A 16058-nucleotide genomic window follows, 5' to 3' on the forward strand; every position below is an offset into this window, starting at 1 on the left:
GGTGCCCCTGACGGCGAACGCCCCGCCGGCCGTGAGGCCGACGGGGCGTTCGGAGGTCGTGCTCCCCGCGTGGACGGGGCGGTGCTCAGGTCGGGTCGGGGTCGTTCGGCCCCTGGCGCGGACCCGTGCCGGCGAGCAGCTCGCTGGCGTAGGGGTCGTGGCGCTTGCCGGCGTGCGCCTCGTGCTGCAGCCGGTCGACCAGGTGGGGGTAGTGCGCCTCGAACGCGGGGCGCTCGGAGCGGATGCGCGGGATCTCCACGAAGTTGTGCCGCGGCGGCGGGGACGAGGTGGCCCACTCCAGGGAGTTGCCGTGGCCCCAGGGGTCGTCGCGCAGGGCGAGCTTCCCGTACTTCCAGGACCGCACCACGTTGAACAGGAACGGGATCACCGAGGCGCCGAGGACGAAGCTGAAGATCGTGGAGATCATGTTCAGCGTGGTGAAGGCGTCGGTGGGCAGGTAGTCCACGTAGCGGCGCGGCATGCCCTCGTTGCCCAGCCAGTGCTGCACGAGGAAGGTGCCGTGGAAGCCGATGAAAGTCATCCAGAACTGCAGCTTGCCCAGCCGCTCGTCCAGCATCCGGCCGCACATCTTGGGGAACCAGAAGTAGATGCCGGCGTAGGCGGCGAACACCACGGTGCCGAAGACGACGTAGTGGAAGTGGGCGACCACGAAGTAGGAGTCGTGCACGTGGAAGTCCAGCGGCGGGGACGCCAGCAGCACACCGGTGAGCCCACCCAGGAGGAAGGTGACCATGAAGCCGATGGAGAACAGCATCGGCGTCTCGAAGGTCATCTGACCCCGCCACATGGTGCCGATCCAGTTGAAGAACTTCAGGCCGGTCGGCACCGCGATGAGGTAGGTGAGGAAGGCGAAGAAGGGCAGCAGCACCGCGCCGGTGGCGTACATGTGGTGCGCCCAGACGGCCAGCGAGAGGAAGCCGATCGCGAGGGTCGCCCCGACCATGCCCTTGTAGCCGAACAGCGGCTTGCGGGCGAACACCGGGATGATCTCGGTGACGATGCCGAAGAACGGCAGCGCGATGATGTAGACCTCGGGGTGGCCGAAGAACCAGAACAGGTGCTGCCACAGCATCGGCCCGCCGTTCTCGGCGGAGTAGATCAGCGACCCGAGGTTGCGGTCCAGCAGCAGCCCCATCAGGGCCGCGGTCAGGATCGGGAACGCCAGCAGGATCAGGACCGACGTCACCAGGGTGTTCCAGGTGAAGATCGGCATCCGGAACATCGTCATGCCCGGAGCGCGCAGGCAGATGATCGTGGCGATGAAGTTGACGCCACCGAGGATCGTGCCCAGGCCGCTGACGGCCAGGCCGCCGATCCACAGGTTGCCGCCGACGCCGGGGCTGTGCGCCACGTTCGACAGCGGCGTGTAGGCCGTCCAGCCGAAGTCCGGCGCGCCACCCGGGGTCGCGAAGCTCGACACCACGATCAGCGACCCGATGAGGAACAGCCAGAAGGAGAAGGCGTTCAGCCGCGGGAACGCGACGTCCGGCGCACCGATCTGCAGCGGCATGATCAGGTTCGAGAACGCGAAGAACAGCGGCGTCGCGAACATCAGCAGCATCAGCGTGCCGTGCATCGTGAACAGCTGGTTGTACTGCTCCGGCGACAGAAACTGCAGTTCCGGTCGGGCCAGCTCCGCCCGGATCAGCATGGCCATCAGGCCACCCAGGATGAAGAAGACGAACGACGTCGTCAGGTACATCAGGCCGATGGTCTTGTGGTCGGTGGTCCGCAGCAGGTTGGACAGCCGCGAGCCCTTCTCGACCACATGAGCCGGGCTCGGCCGACTCACGATGGGCGCCGGTGCAATCGTCACGTCCGGCAGCTTAGACGGGCCCTCCGCCGACCCTGCCGCGGGACGGGGCGGGCGCGTCGCGGGGCGCCGTCGTCCGGGCCGGGCCGCGGGTCAGCCGGCGCGGCGGTAGACCGCGACGTCGACGGCGACGGTGACCTCGACCTGCTCGGGCAGGGCGGCCAGCTGGGCGGCGCGGACGCCGGCCGGGAGGTGGCGGGCGTGCGGCCCCATCCCGACCAGGGTGCCGACGGCGGCGTGGTCCAGCCGCAGCACGTCGCGGCGGGCCGTCCGGGAGACCGGTGCGAGGTGCGGTTCGAGGGCGCCGGCGAGCCGGGCCGCCTTGTCCGGGTCCACGCGCAACAGCCCGAGCGGCTCGACCAGCTCGCCGAGGTGCTCGGCGGCCGGCGTGACCACGACCAGCCGGCCCTCCGGGGCGAGCACGCGGGCGATCTCCGGGCCGTTGCGCGGGGCGAACACGACCAGGACGCGGTCCGCTCCCCCGTCGCGCACCGGCAGCCGGGCCCAGGTGTCGGCGACGACGGCCAGCGCCCGCGGGTGCGCGCGGGCGGCCCGGCGGGCGGCGTAGGGCGAGGAGTCCAGCACGACCCCGGCCGCGGCCGGGAGCCGGTCGAGGACGGCGGCCAGGTGCTGGCCGGTGCCCCCGCCCAGGTCCAGCAGCCGCGCGGGCGGCGCCCCACCGGCGTCGAGCACGGCATCCCCGAGCGCGGCGCTGACGCCGGCGTAGTGGCCGGCGGCGAGGAAGGCGATCCGGTCGGCCACCATCTCGGCCGAGTCGCCCGAGGGCGCGCGGTGCCCGGGCGGCAGCAGCGTGACGTGCCCCTGGCGCGCGCGGTCGAACGAGTGCCCGGCGGGGCAGCGCAGCACGTCGCCGCCCTCACCCACCGCCAGCGACGCGGCGCAGACGGGGCAGGCCAGGACGGCGACGGCGGCCGCGGGCAGCGGGGGGCGGGTGCTCATGCGCGCGGCGGCACCGCGTGCAGGACGACGTCCCGCAGCCGGCCGGCGTCCGCGACCGCGGTGAGGAAGGTGCCGTGCGGCTGCCGCCGCCGGTCGGTCGGCGAGCCCGGGTTGAGCAGCCGGAGCCCGGTGGGGGCCGTCGTGTCCCAGGGGATGTGGCTGTGCCCGAAGACGAGGACGTCGGTGCCGGGGAAGCGCGCCGCGCAGCGGGCCTCCCGGCCCTTCGCGTCGCCGGTCTCGTGGACGACGGCGAACCGCAGCCCCTCCAGCTCCACGCGCGCGACCTCGGGCAGCCGCTCGCGGAGCACACCGTGGTCGTTGTTGCCGTGCACGGCCACCAGCCGGCGCGAGCGCTCCTCGAGGAGGTCCAGCAGCGCGACGTCGACCCAGTCACCTGCGTGGATCACCACATCGGCGGAGGAAATCGCCGTCCACAGGGAATGCGGCAGATCGCGCGACCGCTTCGGGACGTGCGTGTCCGAGGTGATCACCAGGGAGACCGGCACGGCCCCATGGTCGCAGGCGGCCCCGGCGCTCCCCTCGGCCGGCGAACCCGCCCCACCCGAACGACCGATGAGGACCTCGTGACCCACCCCGAACGACCCGCCTCCGCCGCCGGCGCGCAGGCCCCCGCCGAGGAGCCCTACGAGCGCCGATGGCTGGCGCTGGGCGTCATCGCCATGACCGTCCTGCTGGTCATCCTCGACGCCACGATCGTCAACATCGCACTCCCGGCCGTCACCGACGACCTGGGCATCAGCACCGCCTCGCAGCAGTGGATCGTCACCGCCTACACGCTGACCTTCGGCGGCTTCCTGCTCCTCGGCGGCCGCATCGCCGACTTCTGGGGCCGCAAGCGCACCTACCTGGTCGGCGCCGCCGGCTTCGCCGCCGCCTCCGCGCTGGGTGGCTTCGCGCAGAACGAGGCGATGCTGTTCGGCGCCCGCGCCCTGCAGGGCGTCTTCGGCGCGCTGCTCGCCCCCGCCTCGCTGGCGCTGATCACCGTGCTGTTCACCGAGCCCAAGGAGCGCGCGAAGGCCTTCGGCGTCTACGGCGCGATCGCCGGCGGTGGCGCCGCGATCGGCCTGCTGCTCGGCGGCGTCCTCACCGAGTACGCCGACTGGCGCTGGTGCTTCTGGGTGAACCTGCCCGTGGCGCTGCTCGCCATCGTGCTGGCCATCCCGGTCGTGCCGGAGAGCAGGGCGCCCGGTGACACCAGCTACGACATCCCCGGCGCGGTGCTGGTCACCCTCGGCCTGGCCTCGATCGTCTACGGCTTCACCCGCGTCTCCGAGGCCGCGCAGTCCAACGCGGCGGAGGCCGCGGAGGCCAACGCCCGCGGGGGCGGCGAGATGGTGACGGCGGCCAGCGGCTGGTCCGACGGCCCGGCCTGGCTGTTCATCGTCGCCGGGCTGCTGCTCGTCGTCGGGTTCGTGGTGCTCGAGCTGCGCACCCGCAACCCGCTGCTGCCGATGCGCATCGTGCTCGACCGCAACCGCGGCGGGGCGTTCCTGACCTCCACACTGGTCGGCGCCGGCCTCATCGGCGCCTTCTTCTTCCTCAGCCTGTACTTCCAGCAGGTGCTCGGGTACGAGCCGGTGGTCGCGGGCGTGGCCTCGCTGCCGGTCAGCCTGGGCGTCTTCATCGCGGCGGGCGCCTCCAGCGCGCTGCTGCCGAGGATCGGGCCCAGGCCGCTCATGGTCGCCGGTGGGCTGCTGGCCGCGTCCGGGCTGTTCACGCTGTCGTTCGTCGACCTGGACACCAGCTTCTGGGCGCTGCCGTTCCCGGGCCAGGTGCTGCTGGGCCTGGGCCTGGGCTTCACCTTCGTGCCGCTGTCGAACCTGGCGCTGGTGGGTGCCGGCGAGCACGACGCGGGTGCGGCGAGCGCGATGCTCAACGCCACCCAGCAGGTGGGTGCCTCCATCGGCACCGCCGTCCTCGCCTCGCTGTCGGTGGCGGCGATCAGCTCCTCCACCGCCGACGCGATCGCCGGCGGCGCCGACCCGCAGGACGCGCGGGTCGGCCTCGCGGCGCAGGTCGAGGGCTACACCACGGCCTTCACCTGGGCCTCGGTGCTGCTGGTGCTGGGCGCCGTCGTCGCCGCGGTGCTGATCAAGGCGACCAAGGAGGACCTGCCGGCCGAGGGCGAGGCCCTCGTGCACGCCGGCTAGCACGTGTGCGGACCCGGCGCGGGGCCGGAGGCCTCCCGCCGGGTCCGCACCCGCGGGCGCGCGCCGCTGCTGTCAGCGGCTCTGCTCGGCCATGGCCCGCAGGCGGGCGTTGTAGGCGCTGAGCTCGGCGTCGCCGTCGCGGTCGGCAGCACGGTCCAGGGCCCGGGCGCGGCGCTCGTCGGAGCCCATCCACGAGACCAGGACGACGATGAGCACGATCACCGTCGGCAGCTCCCCGAAGGACCACGCGATCCCGCCGGCCACCGTCTGGTCGCCGACCGGGTCGATGCCCCAGGACGCCGGCGGGTCGGCGAAGCTGTCGACCAGCAGCGAACTGGCGATCATGACCGCGACGCCGAAGAAGGCGTGGAACGGCACCGGGATGACCAGCTCGAGGATGCGGGTCGGGTGGCTGTGGGTGTTCGGCCACGGGTCCTGGGCGATGACCGGGCCGAAGAACAGCAGCCCGGTGACGACGAAGTGCGCCAGCATGAACTGGTGCCCGGCCGGGGTGCTCATCAGCGCGTCGAAGATCGGCGTGAAGTAGATCCCGTACAGGCTGGCGATGAACAGCGGCACGGTGAACCCCGGCGCCGCGAGGAACCGGGTGAACCGGCTGTGCAGGAAGTTCAGCAGCAGCGCCCGCGGCGCGGCGGCGGCGCCCTGCCCGCGGGGCAGCGTGCGCAGCGCCAGTGTCACCGGGGCGGCCACCAGCAGCAGGATCGGCGTGATCATCGCCAGGACCATGTGCTGGACCATGTGCAGGCTGAACAGCACCATGCTGTAGCCGTTCAGCCACGTGCCGGTCACCGCGAACAGCGACAGCGTGCCGGCGATCCAGGCGGCGGTCCGCCACCACGGCCAGCGCACGCCGGTCCGCTGCAGCCGGACGACGGCCACGAGGTAGAGCACCAGCCCGACCAGCCCGAGGACGGCGAGGACCGACCAGGGCTCGAGGTGCGGCAGGAAGACCCGGCCCCAGGTGGGTGGCTCGTCCGGCACCCACATGCCCGAGTGCCCGTGCCCGTGGTCGTGCTCCACCGACGCCTCCGTCCCCACCGTCCGACCGTCCGGCACCACTGTCCCACCCGCGGCGGCCGGCGGGTGCCGGGCCCGGTCAGTCGTGGACGGGGGCCTCGTGGCCGGCGTGCGCCTGCGCCTCCAGCTGGAAGGTGCAGTGGTCCATGTCGAAGTGCGCACCCAGGCACTCGCACAGCGCGTCGAGGACCCGGCCGCCGTGCCCGGCGGCGAGCGCCTCGTCGGTGACGACGACGTGCGCCGAGAGGACCGGCGAGCCCGAGGTGATCGTCCAGGCGTGCAGGTCGTGGACGCCGAGGACGCCGTCGACACCGAGGATGTGCTCGCGGACGTGCTCGAGGTCGACACCCCGGGGCGCGGCCTCGAGCAGGACGTCGAGGGCCTCCCGCAGCAGGCTCCAGGCCCGGGGCAGCACGAGGACGCCGATGGCCAGGGAGGCCACCGTGTCCGCGTGCGTCCAGCCGGTGACGGTGATGACGAGCGCGGCGGCGATGACCGCCACCGAGCCGAGCGCGTCGGCGAGCACCTCGAGGTAGGCGCCGCGCACGTTGAGCGACTCCCCCCGCCCCTGGTGCAGGACGGCCAGGGACACCACGTTGACGGCCAGGCCCACCGAGCCCACGGCGAGCACCAGGCCGGAGGCGATCTCCGGGGGGTCGCCGATGCGGCGGACCGCCTCCACCAGCACGTACCCGGCCACCCCGAGCAGCAGCAGCCCGTTGGCGACGGCGGCGAGGATCTCGGCGCGCTGCCAGCCGAAGGTGCGCCGTCCCTTCGGCGGCCGCTGCGCCAGGCCGACCGCGGCCAGCGCCAGCGCGATACCGACGGCGTCGGTGGCCATGTGCCCGGCGTCGGCCAGCAGGGCGAGCGACCCGCTCAGGACCGCGCCGACGACCTCGGCGACCAGGACCGCGAGGGTGAGGCCGAGGACGACGGCCAGCCGGCCGCGCCGGTTGCCGGCGGCCGTGCCCGCGTGCCCGTGGTCGTGCCCCATGCGTCCTCCTCTCCCCTGCGGGGAAGTGTGCCGGACGCGCGACGCCCCCGGCCCGGACGGATCCGGTCGGGGGCGTCGCCGTGCGCGTGGGGGACGTCAGATCTGGACGCCGCGCTCCCGGAGCCACGGCAGCGGGTCGACCTTGGTGCCGTCCAGCCCGCCCAGGTGCACCTCGAAGTGCAGGTGCGGGCCGGTGGACTGCCCCCGGTTGCCCAGCAGCGCGATCGTGTCGCCGGCCCGGACGACCTGGCCGGGCTGGACGAGGATCTCGTCCATGTGGCCGTAGACCGTGACGGTGCCGTCGTCGTGCTGGATGTAGACGGCCAGCCCGTAACCGCTGGCCGGACCGGCCTCGAGGACCACGCCGTCCATGACCGAGTACTCGGGGGTGCGCATCGGGGCGGCGAGGTCGATCCCGGTGTGCACCGTGCCCCAGCGACCGCCGAAGCCGCTGGTGAGGCGGGCGCCCTGGATCGGGGCGACCACCTTCGGGCGGGCCGCCTCGGCGGCTGCTTCCGCGGCCGCGGCGGCGACGAGGAAGTCGGCCTGCGCCTGGGCGGTCGCGGCGGCGGTCGACTCGGCGTCGCGCGCGTTCCGGCTGGCCACCATGTCCTGCAGCAGCCGGGTGGAGTCGGTGTCGGACGGGAGGGTCGCGGTCGCGGACGCGTCGATGCCCAGCTGCTCGGCGACGCTGACCGTCTCGGTCGCGGTGGTGCCCTCGGCGCCCGCCGAGGGCGCGGTGTCGATCAGCGCACCCAGGCTCACCGCACCGACCAGACCGGCGGCGAGGTAGAACGCCGGACGGCGGCGGACGGTCGGGACCCGGTGCCGGCCGCGCCGCGGGCGCGGCGTCCCGGCGGCGTCGAGGGCCTCGGCCCCGGTCCGCGGGAACGGCACGGGACGGGTGCGCTCAGCCGCGTCGGGCCGGTCGGTGGTCCCCTCGGGCTGCGCCGTCCCCTGGCGCTGCTCGGGAACCCGCGAGGGTGTCGTCGCATCGACCCGGCCGGCCCGGCTCCGCGCGGTCGCGCGGGTGGGGGCGGGGCTTCCGGCCGGGGCCGCCGGAGCGGTCCCCCGACCGTCGTCGACGCGGCGATCGTGGTGGAGCAAAGTCATGCACCTGGAGCTTCCGTAGGGGGCATTGCCGTGCCCCCGGGGAGAAGGGCGGGGCCCATGTAAACACGTCGTGATCGGTTCGTGATCTGCGCGACGGGGTATCGACCTGCAGTTCTGTGGTCCGCACCACGGAACTGCACGGCTGGCATTCAACATCGAGTAGCCAGTCGGTAACGCTCGGTAAGAGGCGCGCGGCGTGTGGTTGAAAGTCGCGCGACCTGGCTCACGGAGGGGCAGAAGACCCTCGCGACGGCCGAATTCCGGCTCTACAGAGGGAGCGAACGACATGCGCGCAGTGACCTGGCACGGCCGAGGCGACGTCCGGGTGGACACCGTTCCCGACCCGACGATCCAGGACCCCACCGACGTGATCGTCGAGATCACCTCGACCGGCATCTGCGGCTCGGACCTGCACCTGATCGAGGTCATGGCGCCGTTCATGACCGTCGGCGACATCATGGGGCACGAGCCGATGGGCGTCGTCCGCGAGGTCGGCAGCGAGGTGACCGCGCTCAAGGCCGGTGACCGCGTCGTCGTCCCGTTCAACATCTCGTGCAACACCTGCTGGATGTGCTCGCAGGGGCTGAACTCCCAGTGCGAGACCACGCAGAACCGCGAGCAGGGCTTCGGCGCCTCGCTGTTCGGTTACACCAAGCTCTACGGGCAGGTGCCCGGCGGGCAGGCCGAGTACCTCCGCGTCCCCTTCGGCAACACCCTGCCGATCAAGGTGCCCGACGCCCCGCTCGACGACCGCTACGTCTACCTCTCCGACGTCCTCCCCACCGCCTGGCAGGCGGTGCAGTACGCCGGCATCCCCGAGGGCGGCAGCGTCCTCGTCCTGGGCCTGGGCCCGATCGGCGACATGGCCACCAGGATCGCCAAGCACCTCGGCGCCGGCCAGGTCATCGCCGCAGACGTCGTCCCCGAGCGGCTCGCGCGCGCCCGGCGCAACGGGATCACCGTCATCGACAGCACCGCGCAGGACGAGGTCGTGGCCCGCGTGCGCGACCTCACCGACGGCCGCGGGCCCGACGCGGTCATCGACGCCGTCGGCATGGAGGCGCACGGCTCCCCCATCGCCTCCGCGCTGCAGAAGGCCACGGCGGTCGTCCCCGACGCGATCATGGAGAAGGTGATGCAGGTGGCCGGGATCGACCGGCTCGCCGCGCTCAACACCGCGATCGAGGCGGTCCGCCGCGGCGGCACCATCTCGCTGTCCGGCGTCTACGGCGGCGCGACCGACCCCATGCCGCTCATGCGCATGTTCGACAAGCAGATCCAGCTGCGCATGGGCCAGGCCAACGTGTGGCGCTGGGTGCCCGACATCCTCCCGCTGCTGCTGGACGGCGACCCGCTCGGCGTGGACGACTTCGCCACCCACCGCGTGCCGCTCGAGCAGGCCCCCGAGGCCTACGCCAACTTCCGCGAGAAGAAGGACGGCGCCGTCAAGGTCCTGCTCCAGCCCTGACCGCTCGTCGGGGGCGGGCACCCGCCCGCCCCCGGTGTGAGCAGCCGCACCGCCGATCGGGGCATGGGCCGGGGCGCCCGGGAGCTGTACCCCCTCGTGCCCCGCGCCCTCCTCGCCCTCGCCATCGGCGCCTTCGGCATCGGGACGACGGAGTTCGTCGTCATGGGCATGCTGCCCGAGATCGCCGACGGCCTCGACGTCTCGGTCTCCGCCGTCGGTCTGCTCATCTCCGCCTATGCGATCGGCGTGGTCGTGGGCGCGCCCACCCTCACGGCGGTCGGCCTGCGGTTCACGCCCCGGCAGACGCTCGTCGCGCTGATGGCCGTGTTCACCGTCGGCAACCTGCTCGCGGCGGCCGCCCCCACCTACGGCACGCTCGCCGCGGCGCGCGTGCTCACCGCGCTCGCGCACGGCTCGTTCTTCGGCGTCGGCGCGATCGCGGCCCGCCGGCTGGTCGCCCCGCAGCGCGCCACCCAGGCGATCTCGCTCATGGTCACCGGGCTGACGCTGGCCAACGTCGTCGGCGTCCCGGCCGGCGCCTGGGTCGCCCAGCAGACCAGCTGGCGGCTGGTGCTGGCCGCGATCGCCGGCATCGGCCTGCTCACGATCGCCGGCCTGCTCGCCTGGCTGCCCTCGGACGCCGGCGAGCCGGCCGACCTCCGCACCGAGCTCTCCGCCTTCCGCAGCCGGCAGGTCTGGCTCGTGCTGTCGTTGACGATGGTCGGGTTCGCCGCCACCTTCGCCGTCTACAGCTACGTGACGCCGATCCTCACCGACCTCGCCGGCTTCTCCTCCGGCAGCGTCACGCCGGTGCTCGCCCTCTTCGGCGTCGGCACCACGATCGGCACGCTGGTCGGCGGCCGGCTGGGCACGCGCTGGGCGTTCGGGTTCGTCGCCGTCGGGATGCTCGGCGTCGCCGTCGTCCTCGCGGTGTTCGCGTTCTCCGCCCGCAGCGCCGTCGCCGCCGTCGTCCTGCTGGTGCTGTTCGGCGCGCTCGGTTTCGCGCTGGGACCGATCGTGCTCAACGGCGTGATCGAGGCGGCCGACGTACCCGGCGGCAGCCTCGTCTCGGCCGCCAACCAGGCGGCGTTCAACGTGGCCAACGCCCTGGGCGCGGCGCTGGGCGCGCTCGTCATCTCCCAGGGGTACGGCCTCACCGCCCCGATGTGGGTCGGCGCCGGGCTGGCCGTCGCCGGCGCCGGCCTCGCGCTCCAGGTCCGGCGGGGTCACCGCCGTCCGGTGACGAGCACGCCCCCCGCCGCCCCGGCAGCACTCCCGGAGCCCGTCGGCGCGCGCTGAGCCCGCGCATGACCGGCCGCATCCGGGTAGGGAGGCGGCCATGACCATCGGCACCGCAGAACCCTCCGGCACCTACCCGCTCGGCGGGCGGCCCGTCTTCCGCCTCGGCTACGGCGCCATGCAGCTCGCGGGCCCGCACGTGATGGGGCCGCCGGCCGACCGCGCCGAGGCGGTCGCCGTGCTGCGGCGGGCCGTCGAGCTCGGCGTGAACCACATCGACACCAGCGACTACTACGGCCCGCACGTGGTCAACGAGCTCATCCGCGAGGCGCTGCACCCCTATCCCGAGGACCTCGTCCTCGTGACCAAGGTGGGTGCGCGGAGGACGCCGGAGGGCGGGTGGCCCGAGGCGCTCGGCGCCGAGGAGCTGCGCTCCGCGGTCGAGGACAACCTCCGCAACCTCGGGGTCGACGCCATCGACGTGGTGAACCTGCGGATGCCCGGCTTCGCCGCACCCGAGGAACGCTCCCTCGCCGAGCCGTTCGAGGCCCTGGCCCGGCTGCAGCAGGAGGGGCTGGTCAAGCACCTCGGCGTCAGCAACGTGACCACGCAGATGCTGGCCGAGGCCCGGTCGATCGCCCCGGTCGTGTGCGTGCAGAACCACTACAACCTCGTGCACCGGGACGACGACCCGATGATCGACGCGCTCGCCCGCGAGGACATCGCCTACGTGCCGTTCTTCCCGCTCGGCGGGTTCACCCCCTTGCAGTCGGCGGCGCTGGAGACGGTGGCCCGTCGGCTGGAGACGACGCCGATGCAGGTGGCGCTGGCCTGGCTGCTGGCCCGATCCCCCAACGTGCTGCTCATCCCCGGCACCTCGTCGGTGGCGCACCTGGAGGAGAACATGCTCGCCTCCGCGCGCGAGCTCGGGCCGCTGGAGCTGCAGGAGCTCGACCGCATCGGCGGCACCGGCGAGCCCGACGTCGAGACCTGTAGGCGTCAGCCGGCCACCGGCCCGGGCGGCGGCTCAGCCGCCGACCGGGCCGAGCACGCGGTCCAGGTGGGCGTTGCCGAGCACGCCGGCCGGGTCCAGCCGCGCGCGCAGCGCGGTGAACTCGTCGAAACGCGGGTAGCGGGTGCGCAACGCGGCGGCGTCCAGGCCGTGCAGCTTGCCCCAGTGCGGCCGGCCGCCGACGCTGCCGGCCATCGACTCGAGCGCGGCGAACCACGCACCGGGCTCGGTGCGGGCCGGCACGTGCGCGGCGATGTAGGCGGTGTCGCGGCCGGAGGCGGTGGACAGGGTGATGTCGTCGGCGGCGGCCACCCGGACCTCCACGGGGAAGGCGGCGTGGAACTCCCCCGCCTTCGCGATGCGGTGCAGCTCGGTGAGGATCGCCGGGGCCTCCGCGCGCGGGACGGCGTACTCCATCTCCAGGAAGCGGACCCGGCGCCGGCTGACGAAGACCCGGTGCGAGGCGTCGGTCCAGGTGCGCGCGCCCAGCCCGCCGGAGGCGAAGGCGGCCAGCCGCGGGATCCGCTCGGGCCGCCGCCGGCCCGCGGCGACGATGCCGGCGAAGACGGCGTTGGAGAGCACCTCGTCCTCCCAGACGGCGCGCCACCGCGGCAGCGGTGACAGCCCGGCGTCCAGCGGGACGCGGGTGTTGCGCTTGGTCAGGCAGCGGCTGGTGTGCGGGAACCAGTAGAACTCGACGTGGTCGGTCGAGGTCATGAACTCGTCGAACCCCTCGAGCAGCTCGCCGAGCCGGGCCGGGCCCTCCTCGGCGCGCAGCGCGAACGCCGGCTCCGCCTGGAGGGTCACGGTGTCGAGGACGCCGAGCGCGCCGAGGCCGACCCGGGCGGCGGCGAAGACGTCCGCGTTCTCGGTCGCCGAGCACTGCAGCCGGGAGCCGTCGGGCAGCACCAGGACCAGGGCCCGCAGCTGGGTGGCCAGCCCGCCGAACCGCGCCCCGGTGCCGTGCGTGCCGGTGGACAGCGCGCCCGACACGGTCTGCCGGTCGATGTCCCCGAGGTTGGTCAGCGACCAGCCGCGCGCCGCGAGCTCGGCGTTCAGCCGGTGCAGCGGCATGCCCGACTGCACGGTGACCAGGCCGCTGTCGTCGATGCCCACCAGCCGGTCGTGCCGGTCGAGCACCAGCTGCACGTCCTCGGGCCGGCCGATGGCGGTGAACGAGTGGCCCGAGCCGATCGGCCGCACCCGCCTGCCGGCGGCGGCGGCCTGCACGAGGGCGGTCGCGATGGCCTCGGCGTCCGCGGGGTGGACGACGTCCACCGCCCCCGCCCGCTGGTTGCCCGCCCAGTTCCGCCACGTGCCGTCGCCCGCCATGATTCCTCCGGTTCGCCGGGCACGTCCCGCGCCTGGACCCGGGCAGCCTCTCGACCGGTCCCCGTCCTGGTCAAGCGCCTCACCCGGGCTCACGCCCGGACCACGTCGATCACGGAGGTGCACCAGCGCACGGCGGGGCCGGGAGCGCGCGAGTCACGCGGGGCGGTACGGGCCCTCGTGACGGTTGGGGTGCCGAGATGCCATGACGTGTCCGTTCGTCGCGTGTCGGGAAGAAGAGACCTTGACCGATCCGACATACGGTCCCGCCTCGTATCGCCACCCGTGACGAGGAGTTCCGTTGTCCCAGCCCCCGCAGGCGCCGTACCAGTCCTACGCGCCGCCGCCGTACGCCCCGACAAAGAAGGGCGCAGGTCTGGCGATCGCGTCCATGGTTCTGGGCATCATCGCTCTGATCTTCAGCTGGATCCCGATCATCAACAACCTCGCAGCGGTGCTCGCGCTCGTCGGGCTGGGCCTCGGAATCCCGGCGCTCCTGCGGGCACGCAAGGGCACTCACCACGGCTTCGGGTTCGCGGTGGCCGGGCTCGTCACATCGGTCTTGGCATTCGCGATCGTGCTCGCCACGCAGGCGTTCTACTCGGAGGTCCTCGACGACGTCGCCGAAGACCTCGACCGGCAGACCAGCACCTCGTCCATCGGCGAATCGCCCGCCGAGGAGACGTCGCAGCAGGAGGACGAGGCCGTCGACGAGGTGGTGCCGCTCGGCACCCCGGCCCAGATCGGGGACTACGAGGTCGTCGTGGACTCCGTGCAGCTGGACGCCAACGACATCGTGGCTGGTGCGAACCAGTTCAACGACGCGCCGGAGGGTCAGTACGTCCTCGCGCAGCTGACCGTCACGTACACGGGCGCGGACGAAGGACAGCCCGGTTTCGACCTGACCGCGATCTTCCACGGCTCCGACTCCCGCCAGTACAGCGACTCGGAGTGCTCCGCCGTGACTCCGGACGACTCGATGGACGCCCCGACACTCAACCCGGGTGGATCGGACACCTTCGAGTTCTGCATGGACGTCGCCCCCGCGGGGCTGGTCGGCGGTCAGCTCTCGATCGAGCCGACGTTCAGCTGGGACTCCGACGAGCGGGTCTTCTTCGCCATCGAGTGACCTCCGGACCCGAGTTGATCACCCTCCTCGCGCGCCGCACCCCTACCAGTGCTCGCAGACGGTGATCAGCTCGGGCCCCGACCCATCGCCTGCCGGACGTGGTCAGCGGGCGCGGGCGACGCGGGTCTCGTCGAACACCGGCTCGGCCGACTCGTAGACCCGGCCGTCGGCGCCGAAGACGACGAAGCGGTCGAAGGACCGGGCGAACCAGCGGTCGTGGGTCACCGCGAGCACGGTGCCGTCGAACGCGGCCAGCGCCTCCTCCAGCGCCTCGGCCGACAGCACGTCGAGGTTGTCCGTCGGCTCGTCGAGCAGCAGCAGCGTGGCGCCGGAGAGCTCCAGCAGCAGGATCTGGAAGCGCGCCTGCTGCCCGCCGGACATGGTGCGGAACGGCTGGTCCCCTGCGCCCGCGAGCCCGTACCGGCGCAGCGCCGCCATGGCGCGGCCGCGGTCGACCCCCGGCCGCCCCGGCTCGCCGTGCCACAGCAGGTCGACCGGCGTGCGGTCCTGCCAGTCGGGGTGGGCGTGGGTCTGCGCGAAGAACCCGGGGACGACGCGGGCGCCGAGCCGCCAGTCGCCGGTGTGCGCGACGGACTGCCCGGCCAGCAGCCGCAGGAAGTGCGACTTGCCCGCCCCGTTGGCACCGAGCACGCCGACGCGGTCGCCGTAGAAGATCTCCAGGTCGAAGGGCTGCATCAGCCCGGAGAGCTCCAGCTGCTCGGCGGTCACCGCGCGCACCCCGGTCCGCCCGCCGCGCAGCCGCATCGACACCTTCTGCTCCGGCGGCCGCTCGGGCGGCGGGCCGGCCGCCTCGAACTTCGCCAGCCGGGTCTGCATCGCGTGGTACCGGTTGGCCATGTCCGGCGAGTTCGCCGCCTGCTGCTGCATGGTGCGCACCAGGTCGACGAGCCGCTGGTGCTCCTCGTCCCAGCGCCGACGCAGCTCGGCCAGCCGCTCGTGCCGCGCGGCCCGCGCCTCGTGGTAGCTGACGAAGCCACCGCCGTGCACCCACGCCGCTCCGCCCTCGACGGTGACGACGCGGTCGGCCACCCGGGCCAGCAGCTCGCGGTCGTGGCTGACGAACAGCACCGTCTTGCGGGTCTCCAGCAGCCGCTCCTCCAGCCACCGCTTCCCCGGGACGTCGAGGTAGTTGTCCGGCTCGTCGAGCAGCAGCACCTGGTCGGGCCCGCGCAGCAGCGCCTCCAGCGCGAGCCGCTTCTGCTCACCGCCGGAGAGGGTGGACAGCTCGCGGTACTTGCACCGGTCGTAGGGGACGCCGAGCGCCGCGACGGTCACGGTGTCCCAGGTGACCTCGGCGTCGTACCCGCCGACGTCGCCCCACTGGCCCAGCGCCTCGGCGTAGGCCATCTGGGAGCGCTCGTCATCGGTCTCCATGAGCGCGAGCTCGGTGGCCTGCACGGCGTCCCAGGCGGTGCGGACGGCGGGCGGCGAGAGGTCGACGAGCATCTGCTGCACCGTGGTGTCGTCGCGCACCGAGCCGATGAACTGGCGCATGACGCCCAGCCCGCCGGTCCGCGCGATCGCCCCGGCCTCGGGGACCAGGTCGCCGGCGATGATCCGCAGCAGCGTCGTCTTGCCCGCGCCGTTCTCGCCGACCAGGGCAGCCCGCGCCCCCTCGCCGATGCGGAAGGAGACGTCGTCCAGCAGCACCCGCCCGTCGGACAGGGTGTGCCGCACCCCGCTCACGTCGACCGATCCCGCTCCGATGCCCACGCGGACATCCTCCCGGCGGGGGCAAGCCGGTTGCCGG

The 16058-nt window shown here is 73.4% G+C and carries 12 protein-coding genes and 1 pseudogene; 5 read left to right on the forward strand and 8 right to left on the reverse strand.

Translation table 11 applies throughout. The annotated features are described in order from the left end of the window. Positions 1-85: 85 nt before the first annotated feature. The 3 genes from ctaD to JKP76_RS19430 all read right to left on the reverse strand — a co-directional run bounded on the left by ctaD (position 86) and on the right by JKP76_RS19430 (position 3300). Complete coding sequence (gene ctaD, locus JKP76_RS19420; protein WP_200492422.1) at positions 86-1837, reverse strand: cytochrome c oxidase subunit I; 1752 nt, start codon at positions 1835-1837, stop codon at positions 86-88. Between the two features lie 90 nt (positions 1838-1927). Beyond that, a complete protein-coding gene (locus JKP76_RS19425) occupies positions 1928-2794 on the reverse strand; it encodes a putative RNA methyltransferase (RefSeq protein ID WP_200492423.1) in 867 nt (288 codons plus the stop codon). Beyond that, positions 2791-3300, reverse strand: coding sequence for a metallophosphoesterase (locus tag JKP76_RS19430; RefSeq protein WP_200492424.1), 510 nt, complete (start codon positions 3298-3300; stop codon positions 2791-2793). Before JKP76_RS19430 ends, JKP76_RS19425 begins: the two co-directional genes overlap by 4 nt. A gap of 78 nt (positions 3301-3378) precedes the next feature. Here JKP76_RS19430 and JKP76_RS19435 point away from each other — a divergent pair, with 78 nt between their 5' ends. Further along, complete coding sequence (locus tag JKP76_RS19435) at positions 3379-4965, forward strand: MFS transporter (RefSeq protein WP_309229506.1); 1587 nt, start codon at positions 3379-3381, stop codon at positions 4963-4965. A 72-nt stretch (positions 4966-5037) separates the two neighbouring features. On the opposite strand, the gene JKP76_RS19440 is transcribed toward JKP76_RS19435, so the two are convergent. The 3 genes from JKP76_RS19440 to JKP76_RS19450 all read right to left on the reverse strand — a co-directional run bounded on the left by JKP76_RS19440 (position 5038) and on the right by JKP76_RS19450 (position 7894). After that, complete coding sequence (locus tag JKP76_RS19440) at positions 5038-6006, reverse strand: cytochrome c oxidase assembly protein (RefSeq protein WP_309229505.1); 969 nt, start codon at positions 6004-6006, stop codon at positions 5038-5040. Between the two features lie 76 nt (positions 6007-6082). Continuing rightward, positions 6083-6997 carry a cation diffusion facilitator family transporter gene (locus tag JKP76_RS19445; RefSeq protein WP_200492428.1) on the reverse strand — a complete coding sequence of 305 codons (915 nt, stop codon included), beginning with the start codon at positions 6995-6997 and terminating at the stop codon, positions 6083-6085. A 96-nt stretch (positions 6998-7093) separates the two neighbouring features. Further along, a complete protein-coding gene (locus JKP76_RS19450) occupies positions 7094-7894 on the reverse strand; it encodes a M23 family metallopeptidase (RefSeq protein WP_309229504.1) in 801 nt (266 codons plus the stop codon). 502 nt (positions 7895-8396) lie between these two features. On the opposite strand from JKP76_RS19450, the gene JKP76_RS19455 reads away from it, so the two are divergent. The 3 genes and pseudogenes from JKP76_RS19455 to JKP76_RS19465 all read left to right on the forward strand — a co-directional run. Continuing rightward, positions 8397-9578 carry a zinc-dependent alcohol dehydrogenase gene (locus tag JKP76_RS19455; RefSeq protein ID WP_200492430.1) on the forward strand — a complete coding sequence of 394 codons (1182 nt, stop codon included), beginning with the start codon at positions 8397-8399 and terminating at the stop codon, positions 9576-9578. A gap of 36 nt (positions 9579-9614) precedes the next feature. After that, positions 9615-10877 carry an MFS transporter gene (locus JKP76_RS19460; RefSeq protein WP_309229503.1) on the forward strand — a complete coding sequence of 421 codons (1263 nt, stop codon included), beginning with the start codon at positions 9615-9617 and terminating at the stop codon, positions 10875-10877. Positions 10878-10917: 40 nt separating this feature from the next. Next, a pseudogene (locus JKP76_RS19465) lies at positions 10918-11721 on the forward strand (oxidoreductase); the annotation flags it as partial. A gap of 123 nt (positions 11722-11844) precedes the next feature. Here JKP76_RS19465 and JKP76_RS19470 read toward each other — a convergent pair. Next, positions 11845-13161, reverse strand: a complete 1317-nt coding sequence (locus JKP76_RS19470) for a D-arabinono-1,4-lactone oxidase (protein WP_200492434.1) — start codon at positions 13159-13161, stop codon at positions 11845-11847. 298 nt (positions 13162-13459) lie between these two features. Between JKP76_RS19470 and JKP76_RS19475 the strand changes: the two genes are divergently transcribed. After that, the gene (locus JKP76_RS19475; protein WP_200492435.1) at positions 13460-14287 is read left to right on the forward strand and encodes a DUF4190 domain-containing protein; all 828 of its coding nucleotides are present in this window, start codon (positions 13460-13462) and stop codon (positions 14285-14287) included. A gap of 102 nt (positions 14288-14389) precedes the next feature. On the opposite strand, the gene JKP76_RS19480 is transcribed toward JKP76_RS19475, so the two are convergent. After that, a complete protein-coding gene (locus tag JKP76_RS19480; protein WP_309233063.1) occupies positions 14390-16021 on the reverse strand; it encodes an ATP-binding cassette domain-containing protein in 1632 nt (543 codons plus the stop codon). Between the last annotated feature and the right edge of the window lie 37 nt (positions 16022-16058).

Origin of the sequence: Blastococcus sp. TML/C7B (genome assembly GCF_016612845.1) — a bacterium.
GTDB lineage: Bacteria > Actinomycetota > Actinomycetes > Mycobacteriales > Geodermatophilaceae > Blastococcus.

Coding starts and splice junctions, on each gene's coding strand:
- JKP76_RS19425 (WP_200492423.1), bottom strand. CDS start 2,794: ATGAGCACCCGCCCCCCGCTGCCCGCGGCCGCCGTCGCCGTCCTGGCC.
- JKP76_RS19455 (WP_200492430.1), top strand. CDS start 8,397: ATGCGCGCAGTGACCTGGCACGGCCGAGGCGACGTCCGGGTGGACACC.
- JKP76_RS19470 (WP_200492434.1), bottom strand. CDS start 13,161: ATGGCGGGCGACGGCACGTGGCGGAACTGGGCGGGCAACCAGCGGGCG.
- JKP76_RS19445 (WP_200492428.1), bottom strand. CDS start 6,997: ATGGGGCACGACCACGGGCACGCGGGCACGGCCGCCGGCAACCGGCGC.